This is a genomic window from uncultured Chloroflexus sp., from assembly GCF_937951745.1.
Lineage (GTDB): Bacteria > Chloroflexota > Chloroflexia > Chloroflexales > Chloroflexaceae > Chloroflexus.
The window spans coordinates 40,190-61,990 of record NZ_CALFBQ010000041.1 but is presented as its reverse complement, the minus strand read 5'-3'; the positions used below and the strand labels follow the sequence as shown (position 1 = coordinate 61,990).

General features: G+C 59.1%; 19 protein-coding genes. 16 read left to right on the top strand and 3 right to left on the bottom strand.

Annotated features, from left to right (window positions below; genetic code table 11):
- Together Q1A59_RS10380 and Q1A59_RS10375 are read left to right on the top strand one after the other, a co-directional pair.
- Positions 1 to 293 (top strand): tetratricopeptide repeat protein (locus tag Q1A59_RS10380; RefSeq protein ID WP_299644947.1); only part of this gene is annotated, 293 nt, incomplete at its 5' end.
- Between the two features lie 118 nt (positions 294 to 411).
- Positions 412 to 1,959 carry a nicotinate phosphoribosyltransferase gene (locus tag Q1A59_RS10375; protein WP_298406612.1) on the top strand — a complete coding sequence of 516 codons (1,548 nt, stop codon included), beginning with the start codon at positions 412 to 414 and terminating at the stop codon, positions 1,957 to 1,959.
- Positions 1,960 to 2,551: 592 nt separating this feature from the next.
- On the opposite strand, the gene Q1A59_RS10370 is transcribed toward Q1A59_RS10375, so the two are convergent.
- Positions 2,552 to 4,831 (bottom strand): histidine kinase N-terminal 7TM domain-containing protein, encoded by a 2,280-nt coding sequence (locus Q1A59_RS10370; RefSeq protein WP_298406614.1) that lies wholly within the window; start codon positions 4,829 to 4,831, stop codon positions 2,552 to 2,554.
- 245 nt (positions 4,832 to 5,076) lie between these two features.
- Here Q1A59_RS10370 and Q1A59_RS10365 point away from each other — a divergent pair, with 245 nt between their 5' ends.
- From Q1A59_RS10365 to Q1A59_RS10315, 11 genes are all read left to right on the top strand, one after another.
- Positions 5,077 to 5,550 (top strand): putative iron-sulfur cluster-binding metallochaperone, encoded by a 474-nt coding sequence (locus tag Q1A59_RS10365; RefSeq protein WP_298406616.1) that lies wholly within the window; start codon positions 5,077 to 5,079, stop codon positions 5,548 to 5,550.
- Between the two features lie 76 nt (positions 5,551 to 5,626).
- Positions 5,627 to 6,532 carry a GGDEF domain-containing protein gene (locus Q1A59_RS10360; protein WP_298482872.1) on the top strand — a complete coding sequence of 302 codons (906 nt, stop codon included), beginning with the start codon at positions 5,627 to 5,629 and terminating at the stop codon, positions 6,530 to 6,532.
- A 45-nt stretch (positions 6,533 to 6,577) separates the two neighbouring features.
- On the top strand, positions 6,578 to 7,102 hold the full coding sequence (locus Q1A59_RS10355) for a type 1 glutamine amidotransferase domain-containing protein (protein ID WP_298406620.1): 525 nt from the start codon (positions 6,578 to 6,580) through the stop codon (positions 7,100 to 7,102).
- On the top strand, positions 7,099 to 8,499 hold the full coding sequence (locus Q1A59_RS10350) for a glycosyltransferase family 4 protein (protein ID WP_298406622.1): 1,401 nt from the start codon (positions 7,099 to 7,101) through the stop codon (positions 8,497 to 8,499). The genes Q1A59_RS10355 and Q1A59_RS10350 overlap by 4 nt, the downstream gene beginning before the upstream one ends.
- Positions 8,499 to 10,340, top strand: coding sequence for an SLC13 family permease (locus Q1A59_RS10345; RefSeq protein ID WP_299644946.1), 1,842 nt, complete (start codon positions 8,499 to 8,501; stop codon positions 10,338 to 10,340). Before Q1A59_RS10350 ends, Q1A59_RS10345 begins: the two co-directional genes overlap by 1 nt.
- 79 nt (positions 10,341 to 10,419) lie before the next feature.
- Complete coding sequence (locus tag Q1A59_RS10340; RefSeq protein ID WP_366144824.1) at positions 10,420 to 11,487, top strand: hypothetical protein; 1,068 nt, start codon at positions 10,420 to 10,422, stop codon at positions 11,485 to 11,487.
- A 444-nt stretch (positions 11,488 to 11,931) separates the two neighbouring features.
- The gene (locus tag Q1A59_RS10335; protein WP_298406628.1) at positions 11,932 to 13,314 is read left to right on the top strand and encodes a circularly permuted type 2 ATP-grasp protein; all 1,383 of its coding nucleotides are present in this window, start codon (positions 11,932 to 11,934) and stop codon (positions 13,312 to 13,314) included.
- Between the two features lie 19 nt (positions 13,315 to 13,333).
- Positions 13,334 to 14,116 carry a helical backbone metal receptor gene (locus Q1A59_RS10330; RefSeq protein ID WP_298406630.1) on the top strand — a complete coding sequence of 261 codons (783 nt, stop codon included), beginning with the start codon at positions 13,334 to 13,336 and terminating at the stop codon, positions 14,114 to 14,116.
- The gene (locus tag Q1A59_RS10325; protein WP_298482868.1) at positions 14,113 to 14,985 is read left to right on the top strand and encodes a DUF547 domain-containing protein; all 873 of its coding nucleotides are present in this window, start codon (positions 14,113 to 14,115) and stop codon (positions 14,983 to 14,985) included. The genes Q1A59_RS10330 and Q1A59_RS10325 overlap by 4 nt, the downstream gene beginning before the upstream one ends.
- 86 nt (positions 14,986 to 15,071) lie before the next feature.
- Positions 15,072 to 15,602 carry a glycine/sarcosine/betaine reductase selenoprotein B family protein gene (locus Q1A59_RS10320; protein ID WP_298406633.1) on the top strand — a complete coding sequence of 177 codons (531 nt, stop codon included), beginning with the start codon at positions 15,072 to 15,074 and terminating at the stop codon, positions 15,600 to 15,602.
- 18 nt (positions 15,603 to 15,620) lie between these two features.
- Complete coding sequence (locus Q1A59_RS10315) at positions 15,621 to 15,899, top strand: hypothetical protein (protein ID WP_298406635.1); 279 nt, start codon at positions 15,621 to 15,623, stop codon at positions 15,897 to 15,899.
- A gap of 38 nt (positions 15,900 to 15,937) precedes the next feature.
- Here Q1A59_RS10315 and Q1A59_RS10310 read toward each other — a convergent pair whose 3' ends face one another.
- The gene (locus Q1A59_RS10310; RefSeq protein WP_298406637.1) at positions 15,938 to 17,395 is read right to left on the bottom strand and encodes a 1,4-alpha-glucan branching protein domain-containing protein; all 1,458 of its coding nucleotides are present in this window, start codon (positions 17,393 to 17,395) and stop codon (positions 15,938 to 15,940) included.
- Between the two features lie 44 nt (positions 17,396 to 17,439).
- Positions 17,440 to 19,080 carry a serine/threonine-protein kinase gene (locus Q1A59_RS10305; RefSeq protein WP_298406639.1) on the bottom strand — a complete coding sequence of 547 codons (1,641 nt, stop codon included), beginning with the start codon at positions 19,078 to 19,080 and terminating at the stop codon, positions 17,440 to 17,442.
- A gap of 150 nt (positions 19,081 to 19,230) precedes the next feature.
- Here Q1A59_RS10305 and Q1A59_RS10300 point away from each other — a divergent pair, with 150 nt between their 5' ends.
- The 3 genes from Q1A59_RS10300 to Q1A59_RS10290 are packed head-to-tail and all read left to right on the top strand — an operon-like array spanning position 19,231 to position 21,798.
- Positions 19,231 to 19,896 (top strand): winged helix-turn-helix domain-containing protein, encoded by a 666-nt coding sequence (locus Q1A59_RS10300; RefSeq protein ID WP_298406641.1) that lies wholly within the window; start codon positions 19,231 to 19,233, stop codon positions 19,894 to 19,896.
- Between the two features lie 16 nt (positions 19,897 to 19,912).
- Positions 19,913 to 21,220 carry a 3-phosphoshikimate 1-carboxyvinyltransferase gene (gene aroA / locus Q1A59_RS10295; RefSeq protein ID WP_298406643.1) on the top strand — a complete coding sequence of 436 codons (1,308 nt, stop codon included), beginning with the start codon at positions 19,913 to 19,915 and terminating at the stop codon, positions 21,218 to 21,220.
- Positions 21,217 to 21,798, top strand: a complete 582-nt coding sequence (locus Q1A59_RS10290; RefSeq protein ID WP_298406645.1) for a hypothetical protein — start codon at positions 21,217 to 21,219, stop codon at positions 21,796 to 21,798. Before aroA ends, Q1A59_RS10290 begins: the two co-directional genes overlap by 4 nt.
- Positions 21,799 to 21,801: the final 3 nt, after the last annotated feature.

Genomic DNA, 21,801 nt, shown 5'->3' with positions numbered 1-21,801 from the left:
TGGGCGAAGCCAATGTGCTAGCGGCGCTCAGTCGGCTCCATATTGACCGTGATTCGACCGAGTCGCAACGTTTGCTTGCACAGGCACTGGAGTTGCGCCGCTCAATCAATGATAGATACAGCGAGGGCAACGATCTCGGTGAGTATGGCGCTGTGTTGGTGCAGCGCGGGCGCGGCGCAGAGGCGTTGCCGTACCTCGAACGAGCTCGGGCGATTTTTGCCGAGCTTGGCTTGGCTGAGCTTGTGGCATCGACGGATCAGTGGATTACACAAGCAAGGGGTGATAGGCCGTAGAGCCGCACGACTGTGCGGCTCTGCGGCCGTGTGGTGGTACGTTTGTTTGCTATTCATTGACAAGCTTCCCCATTCCTGCTATATTAGTGTATAACTTACACTATATAGCGAGGCACCTATGAATGGCGCGCAGCTCCGTACTGCTACCGGGATTCTCTTCACCGACCAATATCAGTTGACGATGGCCCAGCTCTATTTTCGGATGGGCATTCACGAGCGTCCGGCTCAGTTTGACCATTTCTTCCGACAGCCGCCCAATTATGGCCTGCATGCAGCCGGCTATTGTATCGCCGCCGGTCTTGAGTGGTTGCTCGATTGGATGGAGACAGCAGCGTTTGGGCCAGCCGAACTTGAGGTGTTGCGCAGTCAACGGAATCGGGTGGGCAAGCCGATCTTTGGCGAGGATTTTTTGGCCTATTTGCGCGACCATGGTCATTTTGGCGGGATGACATTGTGGGCAGTGCCTGAAGGTCGGGTGGTGCATGCCCAAGCGCCGCTGACGATTGTGCGCGGGCCGTTGTTGATGGCGCAGATTCTGGAGACCGCACTGCTAAACCATCTCAATTATCAGACCTTGGTGGCGACCAAGGCGAGCCGTATCCGCGAGGCGAGCGGGGCAAGTACGGTGCTGGAGTTTGGCCTGCGCCGCGGGCAGGGGTTAGGGGCGAATGCCGGCACGCGCGCGGCCCTGATCGGTGGCGCCGATTTTACCTCGAATGTGGGATTAGCTCATACGATCGGTCAAACGGCGAAGGGTACCCATGCGCACGCCATGGTCCAATCATTTCTGGCTCTTGGGATGAGCGAACTTGATGCCTTTCGCGCCTATGCCGAGGTGTATCCTGACGATTGTTTGCTACTGGTAGATACAATCGATACCTTGCACAGCGGAGTGCCGAATGCGATCCGGGTGTTTGAGGAGTTGCGCGCCAAAGGCCATAAGCCGGTTGGGGTGCGGCTCGATTCGGGCGATCTTGCCTATCTTGCGATCCAGACTGCGTTGATGCTGGATCAGGCCGGTTTTCCCGATACGGTAATTGTGCTGTCGAACGATCTCGATGAGTTAGTGATTTGGCAGATTCAGAGCCAGATTGCCCAAGAAGCGCGGCGCTATAACGCCGATGCCGATGCGATTATTCGTCGGTTGGTGTATGGTGTCGGTACCCGGCTGGTGACGTCGCACGGCGAGGGGGCGCTGGGCGGGGTCTATAAGCTCGTTGCACTTCACGATGGCAAGGCGTGGCAGCCGGCGATTAAGATTGCCGAGAGCGCGGCGAAGCTGACTAATCCCGGTCTCAAGCGGGTTTGGCGGTTGTACGATGCCCGTGGCAAGGCGACCGCTGACCTGATCGCGCTCGAAGACGAAGATCCATCGAGTGAAGAGTACATCCGCTTGCGGCATCCGAGTGATCATACCCGGCAGCGCATCCTGCGGCAGGCTGAGCTGACTGGGATCGAGCCGTTGCTTGAGCCGGCGATGATTGAGGGGCGACGACTAGTTGAGCCGCTGCCACTTGAGCAGATGCGTGCTCGTCGCTATGCCGATGTCGAGCGGCTTGATCTTGGGGTGAGGCGGATTATGAACCCGCATATCTATCACGTTTCGCTCAGCCAACGCCTGTGGGATCTCAAACAAGAGCTGCTGGCGCGTTTACAACAGGGATAAGCCGCAGAGGGGGCAAAAACGCAGAAGCCGGAGGACGCAAAGACGCGAAGATCGCAAAGGGCGCAAAGCATTTTACGATCTGGGCCAAAGCGCGCTTAAGAACCATCTCAAACAACCTTCGCGCCTTTGCGTTGGTATGCTATACTAGAGTTGGTGCTGGCGCATGACGCGCCGCCGCTGGGGTTTCCCAGAGGAACTTCCCGACTCCCCGCCTGCCGTAAGGCAGAACGCCGCCCCGCGAAACAGCAAGCGGGGGCACTGGCTGAGCAATCAGCCGGTGACGCAAGACGGCAACAGAGAACAGTCCCGCCGGGTTTCCGGTAAGGGGTGAAACGGTCGGGTAAGAGCCGACCAGCGCCAGCAGTAATGCTGGCGGCTAGGCGACTGCGCCGGCGATGGGGAGCAAGGTGCGTGGGGCGGGCTTATCGGTGGGAGAGCGTGGTAAGGCCACGTTCATTGTACCACCCTGTTCGCTCGCATCGCCGCCGCGACGGCAACCCGGGTAACACCCGGCGCGCTAGGAGCGGCCGCTGCTTGGCAGCGAGAGAGATGGCGGCATCAAACAGAATCGGGGGTACGGTCACGCGCCAGCTCATTCCCCTACAATGCGTGATACCGCAACCATCGGCAGATCGCAGAAAAATGTCGATCCTTCGCCGGGAGTGCTCTCGACCCCAATCTTGCCTCCCATGTGAGTGATGAGACGGCGGCAGATGGCAAGGCCAAGTCCGACGCCATGCACTTTCTGCCCATTAAGTTGGCGAACGCGCTGGAATTCTTCAAAGATCCGCTCTTGATCGTCGGGGGCAATGCCAATGCCGGTGTCTTTGACGCAGATGCGCACCCATTCGCCGCGTGGTTCAGCGCAGATTTCCACTCGCCCGTCGGGGCGGTTGAATTTGATCGCGTTGCTGACCAGATTGATCAACACCTGTTCCAACCGGCCAGCATTGGCCGTCACTTTCGGCAGATCAGACGGTACATTCACCACCAACGCCAAATTGCGTTCGCGGGCTTGCGGCAGCATCTGTCCGGCCACATTCTGAATGATCGTACTCACCTCAACCGGCTCGACCTCCATCTCCAATTGGCCGGCCTCTAGGCGCGAAAACTCAAGAATATCGCTAATCAAGCGCATCAGATTGAGACTGGCCTGCTTCATATAGCCGAGCGTCTCTTGCACGTCGGGGCTAAGTTCACCCAATACCCCGCGCCGCAACATATCGGTATAGCCAATGATTGAAGTCAGCGGCGTGCGCAACTCGTGGCTGACAGTGGCAAGAAAGCCGGTCTTGAGGCGGTCGGCCCGTTGGACTTGCTCGTAGAGGCGGATGCGAATAATCGCGTCGGTAATCAATTCGCCGATGGCAGTGACCAACTCACTCAAGGTTGGCGTCATGGTCTGGGGCGCATTGGTGGCTAACCCTAAGACGCCAGTCGCTTGGTGTTCGTGCCGGAGCGGCACCAGTAACAGCGATTGCAATCCTGCTTGCCGTAAGCCAATTGCCAATGGATCTTCCTCGGTGAGTTCGGCCAGATGGATCAATTCTGGCCGTCCTTGTTGGATGCGCTGGATCAAGCTTGCGGCGGCAGCGCCGCTGATGATTTCGTTTTGCAATTGGCCGGCGCCATGGGTCGTGTGGTCAACGACCACTGTAATACGCTGCTGCGATTCGTCGATCAGGCCAATTGAAATCCGTTCCCAATGGCCTTCACGCACAATGATCCGCGCAATCGTATTGAGCAGCGAGCCGGTTTCTTGAGCAGTGTTGGCGCTGCGGGCGATAGCGTTGATTAGGCGCAGCGCAGCGATATGGCGCGCGCGTTCTTGCTCAGCACGCATCCGCTCGCTCACATCACGCACAAGCACCAACGAACCTGTGGCAATCCCGGCGGCAGATTGGAGCGGGCGGAGGCGCACTTCAATCGCTTGGATCCCGTTATCGAGAATGATCGGACGGGTTGGTGCAGTGAGCGTCGTGTTCAACAGATGCTGTAAATCGCGCCCAAAGGGCGAGGTGGCGACCAATTGCGTTAAGGGGCGGCCAATCCAGCGATCGCTATCAACGCCGAGCAAACGGGGTGCGTGCTGGTTGATCTCGGCGACCAGTCCGCGACTATCGAGCACGATCAGGCCGTCAGGCAAGCCGGCGATCACTTCTTGTTCGGCCAACGGAGCGAGGTCGTACAATCGGTAGCGCATCGTCGTGTAAATGCCGAGCGTCGCCGAGATGAAGAGCAGGATCGGAGTAGGGTCATCGTTCCATGGCATCTTTAGTCCGCTAAGGAAAGCAATATTACCGGCAGCCGGAATGAGGGCCGCGGTGAGCATCAGGCGAGCATGATAACGATGCACCGGCGGCGCTTGCCACGAGGCGCGGGCCAGCACGATGATCCCAATGGCGAGACAGACGTAAGCATAGACCGTATGAAACCAAAATGCCGGCCCCCTTGTGACCGACAGCCAGAGGAATGGGCGTGAGGTGTCAGCTTCGACGGTGGCCCACCAGAGGTTATGCAGATTGTTGGTGAGTGCAATGACCAGCGCTATCAATTCGGGCACAAAGATGCCGCGCCGGAGCCAACGTGGCACCCGCCACCATTCACCCGAATAGGCGAGTGCAATAAGGAGCCAGCACGGCCCGATCAGTACCGTCCCTACATTTTGCAACAATGACCAGAAGAGAGTACCTTCAAAGGTCGTGTCAGCAATACTTAACGCATGGCACATATTCCACCATCCAACTGCAGCGAGTAGGAGGGTGAAAGGGCGGCCACCGCGATAGTAGCGGTTTTGCCACATCATGATCGCTAGACCGGCCGAGATAACTGCCGGAATGAGATAGATCATCACAAATGGGATTGCCGCCATTGGTGCGTTCCACTCAGATGTGATCGCTGCCATCTTTCGTCTGAAAAAAACTCTTTTGGCCAATCTGATGTGGTAAGGCGAGGGTTGCGTCGTTTTTACGATACCTCCTATTGTACTTCAAACGAATAAACGGCAAACAACGATTTCCTTACACTATTGATATCAGGATCACTTGACCTTCCACTAGCTAGAAGGCGTATGGTAACGACAGCCGTGTCATTGCCGGTCGCGAAGGAGTCATCACAATGCGAAAAAGCCGCGCGTGCTCGTCACCTGCTGAAACAACAAGCCATGAAACACATGCGCAGTTGGGGCTGTGTCCAGCTTGTGGTGCTAAGGGGGTGTCTGTTTCGATACAGACCGTGAAAGTAATGGCTGCAATCAGCTTGCGTTGGTTGCGATCAACGTCGTATCAATTTTGTCATACGCCTCACTGTCCGGTCGTCTACTACTGTGTAGCTGATGCACAGACACTTACGGTTGATCAGGTGCGTGAACGAGTATATCAAAAAGAAACAGATCAATCTAACGTTTTTATCTGTTACTGCTTCCGGTATCGTGCCAGTGATCTTCAGCAGGCTACCGCCGCTGAATACGAAGCCATCATTGCCGATATCAGAGCGGGTATAGCCGCCGGCCAATGCGCTTGCGAGTTACGCAATCCACAGGGATCGTGTTGTTTGGGGAATGTATACCGCGCGCTCCGCGATAGAGGCTGACCCATCACTGTCTTGTCGAGAAGGTTGAAGTGTGCTATCGTTGACGCAGGATCGGTCATCTAACTGCAGGCAGGCTATGGTATCCGCCACCCAGCTCTTTCCAATCTTGACGAGCGATCAGGCGTTGATAGCACAGCTCAGTGCGCTATTGGGTTCAGCGTGGCAGGTTGTGCCGGTAGCCACGGTTGCATCCTCGTCACCGCATCTTATCGACTTGCGCGAACAGATACCGCCCGATCTCGCCGCGCAAGCCGAGCAGTCGCCTTTGATTGGTCTCGTAGCAGATGTGGATGCTGCCGTCGCCGCGTTACAGGCGGGCGCTCATGAAGTGCTGACAGTAGCTGATTTACAGCCGTTATGTTTGCTGCGCGCGTTGGCGACTGCGCAAACGCGCTGGCAGATTGAGCAAACGCGCCGCCACCAGTTGGCCGAGGCGCGGGCCCAAGCGCATGCCTTGACGGTGCGTTTGCAGAATGAGCAGATCCGCGATCCGCTCACCGGTCTGTATACGCGCCGCTATCTCAACGAGACGCTGGAACGCGAGTTGCGGCGCGCCGATCGTGAACAGGTGGTGTTGAGTGTGGCGTTGATCGATATTGACCAACTTGAACAGGTGAATTGGCAATTTGGCCGTGCGCTCGGTGATGCGGTGTTGCAACATCTGGCGAGTCTGATTGGCCGGCAAGTGCGTGGCGGCGATATCTTCTGTCGCTACGGCAGCGATGAATTGCTGCTCGTATTACCGCGGGTGACGTTAGAAACCATCTTGCACCGCGCCGAACAGTGGCGCGATGCAGTGGCGCGGACGGTGATTCGCCCTAGTACGCTTGATCTGCAAGTGACGATTTCGATCGGCGTAGCCGCCTTCCCTCGCGATGCGCGCAATGCGGCTGATTTATTGAGCCGCGCAGGGGAGGCATTATACGCGGCGAAGGCGGCTGGTGGGAATTGTGTACGGCCGTGGCCGGGTTCGGGCAAGTAGAGACGTTGCACTGCAACGTCTTTCCATAATACAGGAGCACCAGTCATGCGACTAGCAGGCAAACGGATTGCAGTTCTATTGGCCGAAGGGGTTGAAGACCTTGAGTTTTACGTGCCACTGATGCGCCTGCAAGAAGAGGGCGCTGAGGTGTTGGCCGCTGGGCTTGATCTGCGCCCGGTGCGTGGTAAGAATGGGCTAGAGATGACCCCCACGACGACCATTGCCGAATTGCGCGCCGATGACCTGTTTGGCTTGGTGTTGCCCGGTGGTTGGGCGCCGGATAAGCTCCGTCGCTATCAGGTGGTGACCGATTTGGTGCGAGCGATGGATGCCGCCGGTAAGGTGATAGGGATTATCTGTCACGGCGGTTCGATCGCGATTTCCGCCGGGATTGTGCGCGGTCGTCCGGCCACTGGCTCGACCGGGATCAAAGACGATTTGATTAATGCCGGCGCGACATGGGTGGACGAAGCTGCCTTCCGCGATGGTCATCTGGTGTGGGGGCGGGTGGTGGCCGATATTCCCGCCTTCTGCCGCGAGCTGGTGGCGGCTTTGGTGGAGCGTGCATGACCCCGCGTATCGCTTATTGTTCACCCGTCAACCCTGCCCCGTCGGGTATTTCCGATTATAGCGAGGAGCTGCTGCCCTACCTCGCCCAATACGCTGAGATCACGCTGTTTGTTGCGGATGGGTTGCGTCCGACAAACCCGCAGCTTGAGCGGCAGTTCACGGTCTTGCCTATCCGCAAGCTTGAACGGCTAGCCCGGCGGGGAGCGTTTGATGCGATCGTCTACCATATAGGCAACAGCCCTGCTCATGCCAGTATCTGGCGGGTTGCGCAGCGCGTTCCCGGCGTGATCGTGCTGCACGATTTCGTGCTGCATCACTTTATGCTATGGTACGCGGCGAATGTGCAGCACGACGTGCAACGTTACGTGACAATGATGCGGGCGCGCTACGGCGCGGATGGCGAACATGTTGCTCAGCTCATGATCCGTTCGCGCTTTAGCGAAGCAGCGTTTTCGTTTCCCTGCAACGAAGATGTGCTGGCCGCTGCCAAGGCGGTAATCGGGCATAGCCGGTATCTGTTAGATCGGGTAGCTGCCATCCGGCCCGATCTGCCGCGTGGTCTTGTGCCGATGGGAGTGCCGTTGCCGCCAGTGATTGATCGAAACGAAGCGCGCCGGCGGTTGGGCATTCCGCTTGAGCTGCCGTTATTGGCTACATTTGGCCATATCAATGCTTGGAAACGGATCGAACCAACGCTGCGGGCACTGGCTCTCTTGCGCCGGGAGGGGATCGATGCTCACTGCGTGTTAGTCGGTTCCGTGTCGCCTAATTACGACCTCAAGAGCGTGATCCAACGGCTTGGCCTGCAAGCCGCAGTAACCGTCACCGGCTATGTTGAGCGTAGCCAATTTGAGGATTATGTCGCGGCGACCGATGTTTGCCTGAATTTGCGCTACCCGACCGCTGGCGAAACGAGCGCCAGCCTGTTGCGTCTGCTCGGCGCGGGCAAGCCTACGCTGGTCAGCGCAGTTGATGCTTTCCGCGAACTACCGCCCGACGTTGCGGCGCAGGTGGATGTTGACGAGAGCGAGACCGATATGATCGTCGCCTACTGTCGGCGCTTGCTGGCTGATCCGGCGCTGGCGGCGGCCTTAGGAGCACGGGCGCGAGCCTATGTAGCAACCAATCATACCTTGCCCGGCGCGGCGCGGGCGATGATTGGCTTTTTGGCCGAGGTCTACGGTTGGCCGGCCCCGCGTTTACTCCGCACCGAGCCGCTCTGGGATCCGGCCCCACCTTTGGCGGCAGTAGCTTCGCCTGCATCGCCGGTGCAGCCGGCGGCGTCGCCTTCGCTGTTGGTTTATGCGGCAGCGCGTGCTGCTGCCGACATCGGGTTGACCGAAGACGATACCGCGGCGCTGCGTTCGGTCGCGGCACGGATTCATGAATTGACGTAATGACAAACGATATTGCCTTTGTGTTTATCGTGCTGGGGGTGATGATCGCGCTGTTTGTCAGCGATCGCATCCGGCTCGATCTAGTCGCAATGATGGGGATGCTGGCGCTGATGCTGAGCGGCATTCTCACCCCTGCCGAAGCGGTGGCTGGATTTGGCGATACAACCGTGTTACTGATCGCCGCGCTCATGGTGGTTGGCGATGGCTTGTTCCAGACCGGCGTGGCGGCGTGGATTGGTCAGCGATTGGGCCTGCTTGCCGGTAACAACGAGCGCCGAATTCTGGTGACGTTGATGATTCCGGTGGCCGTACTGTCGGCATTCATCAGCTCAACTGGCACAGTAGCGATTATGCTGCCGATTGCAGTCAATTTGGCCCGTCGCGCCGGCATTAGCCCGTCACGCTTGCTGTTGCCGCTGGCGTATGCGGCTTTGGCTGGAGGAATGCTAACGCTTGTCGGAACGCCGCCTAATCTCATTGCTGCCGATGCGGTGGTAGCTGCTGGGCGGCCTCCGCTCGGCTTTTTTAGTTTTACCCCGATTGGCGGCTTGGTTGTGATCGTGATCACGCTCGTAATCGTGCTGTTCGGTCATTGGTTGTTGCCAGCGCGGGTTGCGTCGGCGACGGGCGAGACGCGCGGGCCAACACTGGCCGAATTGGCTGCCGAGTACTGCTTAACCGAGGGTCTGGCACAGGTGCGGGTCGCCGCCGATTCGCCGCTAGCCAGTTTGACGCTGGCCGAGGCACGTTTGCACAGCCGGTATGGGGTGACGGTGGTGGGAATTCGCCGCTGGCCGGCCAATCGGCCAGCTCCCGGCCCGGCGCGCGCAGTCACTGCTGCAACGCGGGTACTGGCCGGCGATCTGCTCGATGTGATCGGTGATGAGGCGGCGGTGGCGGCGCTCTGCCGTACCGAGCGATTGATCCCGCAAGCGCCGCAGCCCGATCTGCCGTTTGGGCCGGATTTGCCGGTGATGGAAGTGGCACTCACCCCGCGTTCGCGGTTTATTGGCCAGACGGTGGTTGCTTCGGAGCTGCGCCAACTATTTGGGGTGACGGTATTGGGCGCGCGCCGGTTGGGCCAGCCGCTTGCTGGCGATCCGGCCCACGAGACGTTGCGCTTTGGTGATACGTTGCTGGTTGCTGGTCCGCCGGCCCGGCTTGAGACAATCGTGCGCGATCAACGCACCTTTGGCGATCTGGCGGTGGTGGCGCTGCCGCGTGATCTGGCTGTCAGCGGCGACCGGCTCAGCCGGCGTGCGCTACTCGCGATCGTCATTATGCTGGCGATGTTGGTCGTAATGGCGGGCGGGTGGCTACCGACGGTCACAACGGCGCTGATCGCAGCCGTGGCAATGGCGATAACCGGTTGTGTACCGCTTGACGACATCTACCGTCGTCTCAGTTGGGAGAGCTTGGTGTTGATTGCGGCGATGTTGCCGATGGCGACGGCTCTCACTAAAACTGGCGGCGCAGCTCTGATCGCCAGCGAGCTGGCGATGACGCTCGGCGCGTTCTCGCCGCTAGTGGTGCTGGCCGGTGTGTTCATCATCACCAGTTTCCTCAGCCAATTCATCTCAAATACTGCTACTGCCGTGTTGATGATGCCGATTGCGCTGGGGATTGCGCAGCAATTGGGCCTAGCGCCGGAGCCGCTCATCATCACGGCGGCGATTGCCGCTTCGACGGCGTTTGCCACTCCGATCGCCTCGCCGGTTAACACGCTCGTGCTGGCACCGGGAGGCTACCGCTTTGCCGATTATGCCCGCGCCGGTATTCCGTTGCAAGTGGTGGTGCTCGTGATCTGCCTGTTGGTGGTACCGTTGCTGTTTCCGTGGTGATCGAGCTGGCATGCTTTATGCTACAATCAGCCATGCTGGTTTATGAAATGATACCTGTTACTATATAAGGAGGTTTATGGTGAATGTCAGAAAGATCGGCATTCTCGTCGGTCGCGAGTGGTCGTGGCCGCCCGCCTTTATCGAAGAGGTCAATCGGCGCAATGTTGGTGTGCGGGCCGAGTTCATCAAGCTGGGTGGAACGCGCATGGCCGAGTTGTGCGACTACGACGTGATTGTCGATCGCATTAGCCATGAGATTCCATACTACCGCACGTTTCTCAAGACGGCGGCGCTGAGTGGCACCCGCATTGTCAACAACCCCTTCTGGTGGAGCGCAGATGATAAGTTTTTCGGCGCGTCGTTGGCGACGGCGCTCGGCATTCCCCACCCGCGCACGGTGGCGCTGCCGTCGCATTCCTATATCGAAGGCGTGGTTGAAGAGTCGCTGCGCAATCTCCAATACCCGATTCCGTGGAAAGAGCACGTCGATTATGTCGGCGGCTTCCCGGTCATTCTCAAGCCGGCGTGGGGCGGCGGTTTTAAGAAGGTCTACAAGGTGCATTCGTATGAGGAGTTGTGGCGCGCTTACAACGAGACCGGCATCGAGTGCATGATGCTGCAAGAGTACATCGCGTGGGAGAAGTATGTGCGCTGCATCGTGATCGGTCGCCGCCACATTATGACGATCAAGTTCGATGCCAATGCGCCGTGGCCGCACCGCTATTTCCGCGACGATAACTACCTGACCCCTGACGAAGGCCGGCAAGTGGTGGAAGGTGCACTCAAGCTGAATCAGGCTCTCGGCTACGATATGAACACGGTCGAGTTCGCTATCCGCAATGGTGTTGCCTACGCGATTGACTTCACCAACCCCGCCCCCGACTTCGATGTCAATTCGCTCACACCCTTCTATTTCGACTGGGTGGTGCGCACGATGGCCGATTTCACCATCGAGCTGGCCTTGCAAGGCCGGGCCAAGCCGGAGGAGTTTGCATGGCATCGCTTGTTGAACGGCCCGATGGCCCCGGCTGCTGCACCGATTGCTGCACCGGAAGCTGCTCCCAATGGTGATCCGCCGGCTGCCGAAGCGCCGGCTGCGCCCAAGCGCCGGACAACGCGCAAGAAGAAGATGGCTGAAGAAGCGTAAAGGTACCCACCCCTCCCGCTGGAGAATGGCCGCGAAAACCCGCAAAAGGCGCGAGAAAGCAAGTTGTCGTTGGGTGCCTTGTGTGTCCCTTGGTGGTTATTCAGAGAGGGCCGAGGAGGGGATACCCCTCACCTTCCCGGCCTCCTCTCCCACCGTCAGGTGGGAGAAGGTAGCGGCTGGATGGCGGGCAAGGCATTGCTGGGCGGAATGCAGCAGCGCCCCTCTATGAGTGATGAAATCGCGCCGTTGTGGGAGATTGCTTCGCCTCGCTCCACTCGACTCGCAATAACAACCCCAAAGCTCTTCGCGCCTTTGCGTTACCAATGCGCCACACAAAAGGAATCTCGTGTTATATTTTTGGTACCTTTTATGTCTCTTTGTGGCTATTCAAAGAGAGCTGGGGTGAGCCATTAAACGTTGTCTAAAGACCGGTAAGGAACGACCATGACCCTTGCACAGGCAATCGCCGATTACCATGCTCTGCTCGATCCGGCGCTGGCAGCCGCATCATGGCAGCGGCTAACCGAAGAAATGCGCGCCCGCCAGCTCTATTTCGGCGAGCGTCCGCTGGCTACCGTATTGCGCCCGCGGTTGATGACGGCATCGCAGTACGATTTGTTACGACGAGGAACGCAACAAGTCGCTGAAGCGGCGCGTGCGATCGTAGCCGCAGCATTTGAACACAACGAAACCGGCCAAGCGGTGCGCGATACGTTAATGCTCACCCCCCTCGAAGAGCGCCTGATCGCGATGCATCCCGGTTATCTCGAACCGAGCGCCCATTCCCGGATGGATACCTTCCTCACTGTGGATGGTTCGTCGCTGCAATTTGTTGAGTATAACGCCGAGAGTCCGGCGGCGATTGCCTACGAAGATTTGCTGGCGCAGGCTTTTTTGGCCATGCCAGTGATGGAAGAGTTCGCCAAACGCTATTCGCTGATGCCGTTGCCTGCCCGCCCGTACATGCTGCGCACGCTGATGGATTGCTGGCGAGCAGCCGGTAGCCCCGGCCAAGAGCCGCAGGTGGCGATTGTTGATTGGCGCGGCGTGCCGACTGCTACTGAATTCGAGATGTTCCGGCGCTATTTCAATGAGCACGGCTTGCCGGCGGTGATCTGCGCGCCGCAAGACCTTGCCTTCCACGATGGCCAGTTGTGGGCGCGGTTGGAAGACGGTAGCGAAACGCTAGTCACAATCGTCTTTAAACGGGTGTTAACCAGCGAGTTTCTTACTCACTACGGTGATGATGCGCTCAGCCATCCGCTGGTGCAGGCGTATGCCGCCGGCGCATGCGTAATCGTCAATTCGTTTCGCGCCAAATTGCTGCACAAGAAGTCGCTGTTTGCCCTGCTGTCTGATGAACGGTTCCACGATCCGCTGAGCGCTGAACAGCGCGCTGCGGTTGCTGCGCACGTGCCATGGACGCGCGTCGTGCGATCCGGCCAGACGACCTATCAGGGTGAGACGATTGATTTGCTGGCCTTTGCCCGAGCTAACCGCGAGCGGTTGGTGCTAAAGCCGAACGATGAGTACGGCGGCAAGGGGATTACCATCGGCTGGGAGGCGAGTGCCGCCGAGTGGGATGCTGCGCTGAATGCTGCCCTTGCCTCGCCGTTTGTAGTGCAAGAGCGCGTGACCATTGCGTATGAGCCGTATCCGGCACTGGTTGATGGGCAGGTCGTGATCGGCGAGCGGTTGGTTGATAGCGATCCGTTCCTGTTTGGCACCGAAGTTAATGGCTGTCTGTGCCGGCTGTCTACGGTGACGTTGCTGAATGTCACTGCCGGCGGCGGCAGCACCGTTCCGGTCTTCGTGATCGATGGTTGATGACTGTGCGGAGGACGTGATGCAAGTGCGCGATGCCGTTGGCCGGACAATCGAGTTGGTCGCGCCGCCGCAACGGATTGTCTCGTTGGTGCCGAGTATGACCGAGTGGCTGTTTAGCGTAGGCGCCGGCGAGCGGGTAGTGGGGATTACCGACTATTGCATCGAGCCGTCAACAGCCATCGCGCATCTGCCGCGACTGCGCGGTACTAAGAACCCGGATCGGACAGCGATTCTCGCGCTGCACCCCGATTTGGTCATCGCCGAGCAAGAAGAGAACCGTGAGCGCGATGTGCTGGCTTTAGCTGCTGCCGGTGTCAATGTCTATGTTACCGCCATTCGCAGCGTGGCCGATGCCGCCATACAGTTGGCAGCGCTGGCTGACGCGCTTGGGGTGGCGGTCACGGCTGCGCCAATGGTTGCCGCGATGCAGGCAGCTATGGCCGATCCGCCGCCGCCGGCGCGCCGGGTACTGGCGTTGATTTGGCGTGATCCGTGGATGGCGGTGGGGCAAGATACCTACGCTGGCGATCTCTTGCGCCTCAGTGGCGGGATCAATGTAGCCGCAGCGCTGCCGGGCCGCTACCCGCGCGCGCCGCTGCCCGAACTGCTCGCCCTCAATCCCGATATGATCCTCTTGCCGAGCGAGCCGTATCCTTTTAGCGAGCGCGATCTGCCGGCGTTTAGCGACATTGCCGCTCGTTGCCAAATCGCGTTCTGTGATGGCATGGCGCTAACGTGGCCTGGCCCGCGCACTGCCGCAGCAATCGCCTCGTTCCGGCAACTGCTAGGGAGTAACCTATGAGCCAACTGGTCTGGTTGCGCGAAACGGCATTTGGGTTGGCGCTGGGCGATCGGGCGCGCAGCGTGCTCAACGCTGGCCCCGTGCCGGTGACGACGGTCGCTGGGGCAGCGTTGGCCGCCGAACTCAAGCGGGTAGTCAACCGGTTTAAGGCACAGGCGATGGATGCTAGCGGTACGCAGGTGGCCTACGATCGGCTCCGCACGGATCCGGCTTACCTCGCTTTCCGTGCTGAACTCACCCCGCAGTTGCAGCGCTTCGATCCGGCTTCGTTGCCGGATCGGGCGACGCGACTGGCCTTCTGGATCAACCTCTACAACGCGCTGGTGATTGATGCCGTCATTGCTTTTGGCGTCCAGACCAGCGTTGCCAATGAATTGGCCGGCTTGAGCTTCTTTCAGGCGGCGGCCTATCTCATCGGCGGCCAGCGTTGTTCGCTCAACGACATCGAGCACGGCATCCTGCGCGCTAATCGTGGCCATCCCTTTATTCCCGGCCCCCAATTTGCCGCCGGAGATCCGCGCCTCGCGTGGATCATCGATCCGCCTGATGTCCGTATCCACTTTGCACTCAATTGCGCCAGCCGTTCGTGCCCGCCGATTGGCGTCTACAGTGCTGAGCAGATCGATGCCCAGCTCGATCTGGCGCTGCGCAGTTTTGTTGAGGCTGACGTGACCATCGATCCGGCTCGCGGTGAGATCCATCTGTCGCGCATCTTCGACTGGTATCGCGAAGATTTTGGCGGTCCCAGTGGGATTGTACAACTCTTGCGGCAGGCGCTGCCCGATGACGAACGCCGAGCATGGCTGCTACAAGCGCAGCGAGGCCGCTTGGTCTATCGTCCGTATGACTGGTCGTTGAATCGCGGTTAACGCTGGCCGGGATCGACCAACCGACCAAAACGAGGGTATACTACAAGCGCAGGATCACCAGTAGTATAGGTATTGCAGAGGATAATATGACCGGCGACTGGCGCAATCGCTCACTCAAAGATCTCTACCGGCTGACCGGCCAGATCTTCTCGCAGCTACCGGCATTGGCCCGCTTGTGGGGTGGTGCGTATCGTGCGCTCAGTTTCGATACGGTACCCTTCACCCCCCTGCGTAAACCGCTGGCCGAAGCTCGCTTTGCGCTAGTGACGACCGGCGGCGTTCACCGGCACGATCAACCGCCGTTTGATATGGTCGATCCACGCGGTGACCCTACCTATCGCCGCATTCCGGCTGATACGCCGGTGGCCGATCTCACTATCACGCACGACTACTACGATCACACCGATGCCGAGCGTGATCTCAATATTCTCTTCCCGCTAGAATTGATGCGCTCGTTGGCGCAGCGCGGGATTATTGGCAGTCTGGCCGATTGCTACAGCTTCATGGGCCATATCGAACCACCCCATCTCGAAACCTTACTGCGGCAAACTGCTCCTGAAGTCGCCAGCTTCCTCAAGCAAGAGCAGGTTGATGCTATCTTGCTTACCCCAGCCTGAGGGTTGTGCAATCAGTCCGTGGGACTGATCGCACGCATCATCGAAGACGCCGGCATCAGCACGATTTGTATCGTCAGTCTCAAGCCGATTGCTGAACAGGTGCGTCCGCCACGTACCCTGCATCTGGCATGGCCGTTTGGTCATCCGTTAGGCGAACCGGGGAACCGGGCGCAACAGTTGACTGTATTGCATGCGGCGCTACACAGTCTCTACTTCGCCGAGCCGGGAGAGATTTTAGAGCCGGGTTGGCGCTGGCGGCGCGAAACGTACACCATACCGGCGGGGTGGGAGGTATGAGTGATGCCGTCCGGCATCTTAGCCGGCTACGTAATCGCTCATCCCTTGCCAAACAAGCGGTAATTCAACACCGGAAAGATCGCGTCGTGCGTTTCGATCTGCTCAAGCGTAAAGAGATCGGTCGCGCTCAACGACTCTTGGCGCGCAAGCGCGAATAGTTGCTCGAAGCGATCGAGGTGTCGTTGCCAGCCCAATTCTTGCGGATCTTCAGCCCAATCACTCTGTTCAGCTAGCAATATTTCGCGTGCCGCTTGCGTCAGTACCCGTTCGCGAAATCCTTCGACTGCCGGGTAGTGTGCGATTAAATCAGCAAACCGTTGTTCAGCGTCGTGGAGTGCCTGCCAATAGCGCTGCGCGCTTGGCGACTGCCAACGCGAGAGGGAATGAGGGAAATGGGCATCAGTGTGCAGCGAAACGGTCTCGCCCGTGCGTAGGCCGGCCAGTATCGTTCCGGGATGCGTCAAACCGAGACGAGCATCAGTCGCGCAGCGGGTTAATACTGCTTGCAGCCATGTTGGCCCTTCAAACCAGCAGGTTCCCCACCAGCGAGCATCAATTGGTACCACGATCGTGGTGTCAGCCGGCAAGTGATTCAACCGGTACAGGAGTTGCTCGACGAAATGGTTGGCATGTTCTTGCGCGCGCCGCAGCGCATCATACGGATCATATGGTTGTGGCTCATTGAGGCCATTGGCCGTATAACCGGTTGGATCAGCAGCGTTCCGGTAGAGCGGATCACCCGGATATCCTAGTTCGGTAGACCAAATGTGGCGGGATAGTTCGCTCTCAACCCCAATGGCTGCAAGTCGACGCGGGATGATCCAGCCGGGCAATTGGCCAGCGCGCACGTAAGTTGGATCCACAATGACATAACGTAGATCCAAATCGAGCGCTATCTGCTCGATTCCCGGTCGCCATGCGCAACCGGGCAGCCAGAGTCCTTCCGGTCGTTTGAGGTGGCGCGAGATATAGAGCAAGCCGTGCTCGAGTTGCGCTCGCACGAGGCTCTCACGGCTTAGCAATGGTAAAATGGCGTGGCTGGCCGGCAAACAAAGCGGCGTAAGCACCTCGGTTATAACTAATTCTTGCAGCCGCCCGGCCAAATTGCGCTGGTAGCGAGTATTGAATGTGCGCAGCGTTTGGCGATCCCAATCAAGGTAAAACCGTGCGAGATAAGCACCGTGGCGATTGCCTTCCGCTTCAAATCGAGCGAGTTCGGCTTGATGGCGAGCAATTTTATCTTCCAGCCACTGCGTAAAATGCTTGCTGACAACCCGGTCGCGCCACTGTTCCAGTGCAACTGGTGAGCATGCCAAGGCGAGCGTGATCGGTAGATGGTGGCGTTGCAATTCACCGACCAGATCGAGCAGGGGAATCAGCATCTGTGCGGTAAAAGCGTGCAGATACTCTTCGCCAATAGGATGCCGTCCGGGATGACGCACGTATGGGATATGCACTTCAATGACAAACGCGACCGGCATAATGCCCTCGCTCATTACATTCCCACCGGCTCTCGTAATCCATTATAGTACACAGGCGCTTATGGGTTCACCGGTGTTACTGGTACTGGCGTTGGCAGTGGCGTAGCAGTTTCTGTCGGCGTAGCAATACTGGTGGTAGCCGGCGTGCCTTCTGGCGTCGGGGTGCCGGTGGTAGCCGGTGTGCCCGTTAGGGTTGGCGATGGTGTTACCGTCAGCGTTGGCGTCTCTGTTGGCGATGGTGTTACCGTCGGTACTGGCGGCGGTGGTGGCGGCGGCGCAGTTGGCGACGGTGGAACCGGTGATGGGGTGTCGGTAGGCAGAGGTGTTGCGGTTGGGGGGGCTGTCGGCACGGTTGTAAACGTTGCCGTAGCCGTCGGCAGAGGCACGGCCAAGGTGGGTGACAGAGCGGATGGAACCGTCGGCGCCGGTGGGGGTGCGGCGTTATCGCTGAAACTGCGTGCCACAAACACGATTAATGCAATGGCGACCACCAGCAAGATACCGCCGATAATGAAAAACGGCAGTTGATCGGCCCGATCGCTGGGTACCGCAATATTCCCGTGCTCGTACGGATGGGCCGGTGTATTCCGCCGGGCAGGGGGTTTGGCGGGCGGGGCCGGTGGCGCAACCAGCGGTTGGTTGTTTGGTGCGTTAGGCGGTGCAGCCGGGCGGTTCGGTACAACGCTGGCCGATAGCGCTGCTGGCCGGTTGGAGCCTGCCGGTGGATATGAGCTAGGCGCTGGTTGGGGCGCTGGCGGCTCGGCCATTGCCCGTGGTTGGGCCGTCAATGCTGGTATTGTCGGCTCGGCTTGATCGAGGGCCGGCAGTGCGACAAGCGCCGCCAGATCGGCAGCCGTGGCGGGAACAATCCCGTTCCGATCAGCAATATCGCGGAGCGCAGCGATAAAGGCTGCGCCGGTTTGGAAACGCCGTTCGGGGCGTTTGGCCAGTGCGCGGGTCAGCACTAAATCAAGATCAGTCGGTAAATCGGGGGCGATGGAAGAGATCGGCGGCGGCGGCAGTTGGGCATGGGCGACGATCAATTGCGGCGTTGGCCCGCTAAACGGCACCCGTCCGGCAATAATCTCGTAGGCTACCACGGCCAGCGAATAAAGATCGCTGCGTCCGTCAACCCGGCGAGCCTCGGCCTGTTCGGGTGAAATGTATTCCGGCGTTCCCATAAAGACGCCGGTACGAGTCAGCCGTTGATCATCGGTTTCGGGGGTTTGGGCAATGCCGAAATCAGTCAACACCACCCGGCCATTGCGATCAACCATAATATTATGCGGCTTGATATCGCGATGGACAGCGCCAGCGTGATGAGCGTAATCGAGCGCGGCGGCAATTGGTTCGAGTAGGGCAATCGCATAGCCAAGCCCAAGCACGACATGCCGTTCGAGAATGGTATGCAAGGGCAAACCGTCAATGTACTCCATCGCGATATAGTGCAGCCCCTGATCCTCACCGATATCGTATACCGTCACGATATTCGGATGGCGCAGATTAGCGGCGGTACGCGCTTCGCGCTCGAACCGCTTGATAAACTCTGCGTCCATGCTTAGTTGTGCAGCCAGCACCTTGAGGGCAACGATGCGCTGAAGTTGGGTGTCACGCGCCCGATACACGCGCGCCATCCCGCCGCGGCCCAGCTCCTCGATTAACTCGTACCGGCCAATGCGCCGCCCGCTAATACTGCTCACCCGTGTCTCCGATCACCCATTAGTGGAATGCTGTGAATTCAACGTCTGCCACAGGCGAATATGCCATGGTATAATCAGCAAGGTCAAAGCGATTGTACCACATCGCATCTGCGCATTCAAAAGCATGTTGTAGCTGGAGGCTGGTGAACGATGCAATCCGCTCCCGCCCCGCAATTGATTGTCAAACGTAGTAACGGCGACTATCGGGAAATCGTGTGGGATCGATCGGTCATTACCGTTGGCCGTGATAGCTCGAATGACATTATTATCGATCATCCGCTCGCTTCCCGGCGTCATGCGCGCTTTGAACAGACGGAAGAAGGGTTTTTTATTCGCGATCTTGAGAGTACGAACGGCACCTTCCTTAATCAAGAGCGCGTGAGCGGCGCGCGCAGCCTGCATCATGCTGATCAAATCTTGATCGCCGATACCGTTATTGTGTTTAACGACCCCGCCGCAACGATGAAGGGGATGCTTGACCCTGCGCTGTTGCGGGCAGTGCGGGCCGAGATCCGGGTTGATGAACCAACCAAGTCGGTGTACATTCGCGGTGAGTTGCTCACGCCGCCGCTCACGGTGAAAGAGTTCCAATTGTTGGCCTTGCTCTACCGCCGGCAGGGTGAGGTGGTGAGTAAGGAGGAGATCGCTAATCAGGTGTGGGATTATGCCATCTTTGATTACAATGCGATAGATGCGCTTGTCTACCGGTTGCGCCAGCGAATCGAACCCGATCCGTCGCGACCGCGGTATTTGGTGACACAGCGCGGGTTTGGGTACAAGCTGATTGTGGCTCCCGACGCTGAGCCGGCGGGCTAGAGCGGATGAGGCGGCGATGACAGGGATAACATTAACTGCGCCGAGCCGGTTGCGCGGTGTGGTTCAGGTGCCGGGTGATAAGTCGATTTCACATCGCGCGGTGTTGTTTAACGCTATCGCGACCGGCAGTGCGCAGATTGCCAATTTTTTGCCCGGCGCTGATTGCCTTTCTACGGTGGCTTGCGTGCGGGGGTTGGGGGTGACGGTTGAACAGCTCGGTGAGCGCGAGCTGGTGGTGCATGGCGCCGGCTTGGGTGGCTTCCGCGAGCCATCTGATGTGCTCGATTGCGGTAACTCTGGCACAACCTTGCGCCTGCTGGCCGGGTTGCTGGCTGGTCAACCGTTCTTTAGTGTGTTGACCGGCGACGCCTCATTACGCTCGCGTCCGCAGCGCCGGATTGTTGTGCCGTTGCGCGCGATGGGAGCGCAGATCGATGGCCGCGCCGAGGGCGATCGGGCGCCATTGGCGATTCGCGGCGGCGCGCTGCGCGGTGGCCAGTACGAGTTGCCGATCGCATCAGCTCAAGTCAAGTCGGCCCTCTTGCTGGCGGCGTTGAACGCCGATAGTCCCATCACCCTGACCGGTCGCATTGACTCACGTGACCATACTGAGCGCATGCTGGCGGCGATGGGGCTTGATATTACGGTGACTGCCGAGCAGATTACGTTGCGTCCGCCAACCGCGGCCACTGCTCCAGCGGCGCTCTCGCTGCGCGTGCCCGGCGATCCTTCGTCAGCCGCCTTTTGGTGGGTAGCGGCGGCGATCCATCCCGATGCCGAATTGGTTACTCCCGGCGTGTGCCTCAATCCGACCCGCACTGGCGCGCTCGATGTGTTGCGTGCGATGGGAGCGGCGATTGAGGTTGTCAACGAGCGCTTAGAAGGGAGCGAACCGGTTGGCGATGTGGTGGTGCGTTCGTCAACCCTGCGCGGCACAACCATCGCCGGTGAATTGATCCCGCGCTTGATCGACGAAATCCCGATCTTGGCAGTGGCCGCGGCCTGTGCCGATGGTGAGACGGTCATCCGCGATGCGCACGAGTTACGCGCCAAAGAGACCGACCGTATCGCGACGGTGGCAGCCGGTTTGAGCGCGATGGGTATGTTGGTCGAACCAACCGCCGATGGGATGGTCATTATTGGTCGGCCCGGCCAATTGCACGGTACAACCCTTGATAGCTATCACGACCACCGGTTGGCGATGGCATGGGCGATTGCAGCGCTGGTAGCGCGAGGCGAAACCACCATCTTAGAACCGGCAGCCGCTGCGGTGAGCTATCCCGGCTTCTGGCAAGCGCTCGCTGCGGTGCAGGAGACAGTATGAGCGATGGCTTCACCTTTACGGTCGAGATCTTCACACCTACGTTGCTTTACACCGGCAGTTATACGCTGCCCTTGTACCGCAGGGTGAGTGATGCCCTTAACAACCGGATGAGCCGCTTTGTGAACCTCCATGAGGTCAGCATCGCCCCGCTCTGGCGTCCGCAGCACGCGCAGCGGGTGCCACAAGCCTTAGTGGCATGGGGTGATGCGCTGCTCGTGGCAGTGTTAGCAGAGCCTGAACCGCCGCCGGATTATCGCGTTTTAGCGCCGCCGCGGGCTACACAGCCGGTGATGTTTTTTGCTAGCGAATTTGCAGTGCGGGCCGAAATGTATCGCCGGCCAGACGTTGAATTGGAAGAGATGTTGACGGCGTTGGCCGATGATTTCATTCCGCTCCGCAACGTGACGATCTTCCCGATCAATGGCGGTGCGCCGTTGCACCGCTCGTTTGTTTGTTTGGCACAGCGCGCTATCCAAGCCCTCTACAGTGTGCGTAGTCCGGCTCAGTCTGAACCGGCGCCGGAAGCGCCGGCGGCTGCGGTTGAACCTGCTTCAGATGGAACCACACCCGAAGGTTAATAG

Coding starts and splice junctions, on each gene's coding strand:
- Q1A59_RS10335 (WP_298406628.1), top strand. CDS start 11,932: ATGACCCTTGCACAGGCAATCGCCGATTACCATGCTCTGCTCGATCCG.
- Q1A59_RS10325 (WP_298482868.1), top strand. CDS start 14,113: ATGAGCCAACTGGTCTGGTTGCGCGAAACGGCATTTGGGTTGGCGCTG.
- Q1A59_RS10345 (WP_299644946.1), top strand. CDS start 8,499: ATGACAAACGATATTGCCTTTGTGTTTATCGTGCTGGGGGTGATGATC.
- Q1A59_RS10310 (WP_298406637.1), bottom strand. CDS start 17,395: ATGAGCGAGGGCATTATGCCGGTCGCGTTTGTCATTGAAGTGCATATC.
- Q1A59_RS10360 (WP_298482872.1), top strand. CDS start 5,627: ATGGTATCCGCCACCCAGCTCTTTCCAATCTTGACGAGCGATCAGGCG.
- Q1A59_RS10375 (WP_298406612.1), top strand. CDS start 412: ATGAATGGCGCGCAGCTCCGTACTGCTACCGGGATTCTCTTCACCGAC.
- aroA (WP_298406643.1), top strand. CDS start 19,913: ATGACAGGGATAACATTAACTGCGCCGAGCCGGTTGCGCGGTGTGGTT.
- Q1A59_RS10330 (WP_298406630.1), top strand. CDS start 13,334: ATGCAAGTGCGCGATGCCGTTGGCCGGACAATCGAGTTGGTCGCGCCG.
- Q1A59_RS10370 (WP_298406614.1), bottom strand. CDS start 4,831: ATGGCGGCAATCCCATTTGTGATGATCTATCTCATTCCGGCAGTTATC.
- Q1A59_RS10320 (WP_298406633.1), top strand. CDS start 15,072: ATGACCGGCGACTGGCGCAATCGCTCACTCAAAGATCTCTACCGGCTG.
- Q1A59_RS10355 (WP_298406620.1), top strand. CDS start 6,578: ATGCGACTAGCAGGCAAACGGATTGCAGTTCTATTGGCCGAAGGGGTT.
- Q1A59_RS10350 (WP_298406622.1), top strand. CDS start 7,099: ATGACCCCGCGTATCGCTTATTGTTCACCCGTCAACCCTGCCCCGTCG.
- Q1A59_RS10365 (WP_298406616.1), top strand. CDS start 5,077: ATGCGAAAAAGCCGCGCGTGCTCGTCACCTGCTGAAACAACAAGCCAT.
- Q1A59_RS10300 (WP_298406641.1), top strand. CDS start 19,231: ATGCAATCCGCTCCCGCCCCGCAATTGATTGTCAAACGTAGTAACGGC.
- Q1A59_RS10290 (WP_298406645.1), top strand. CDS start 21,217: ATGAGCGATGGCTTCACCTTTACGGTCGAGATCTTCACACCTACGTTG.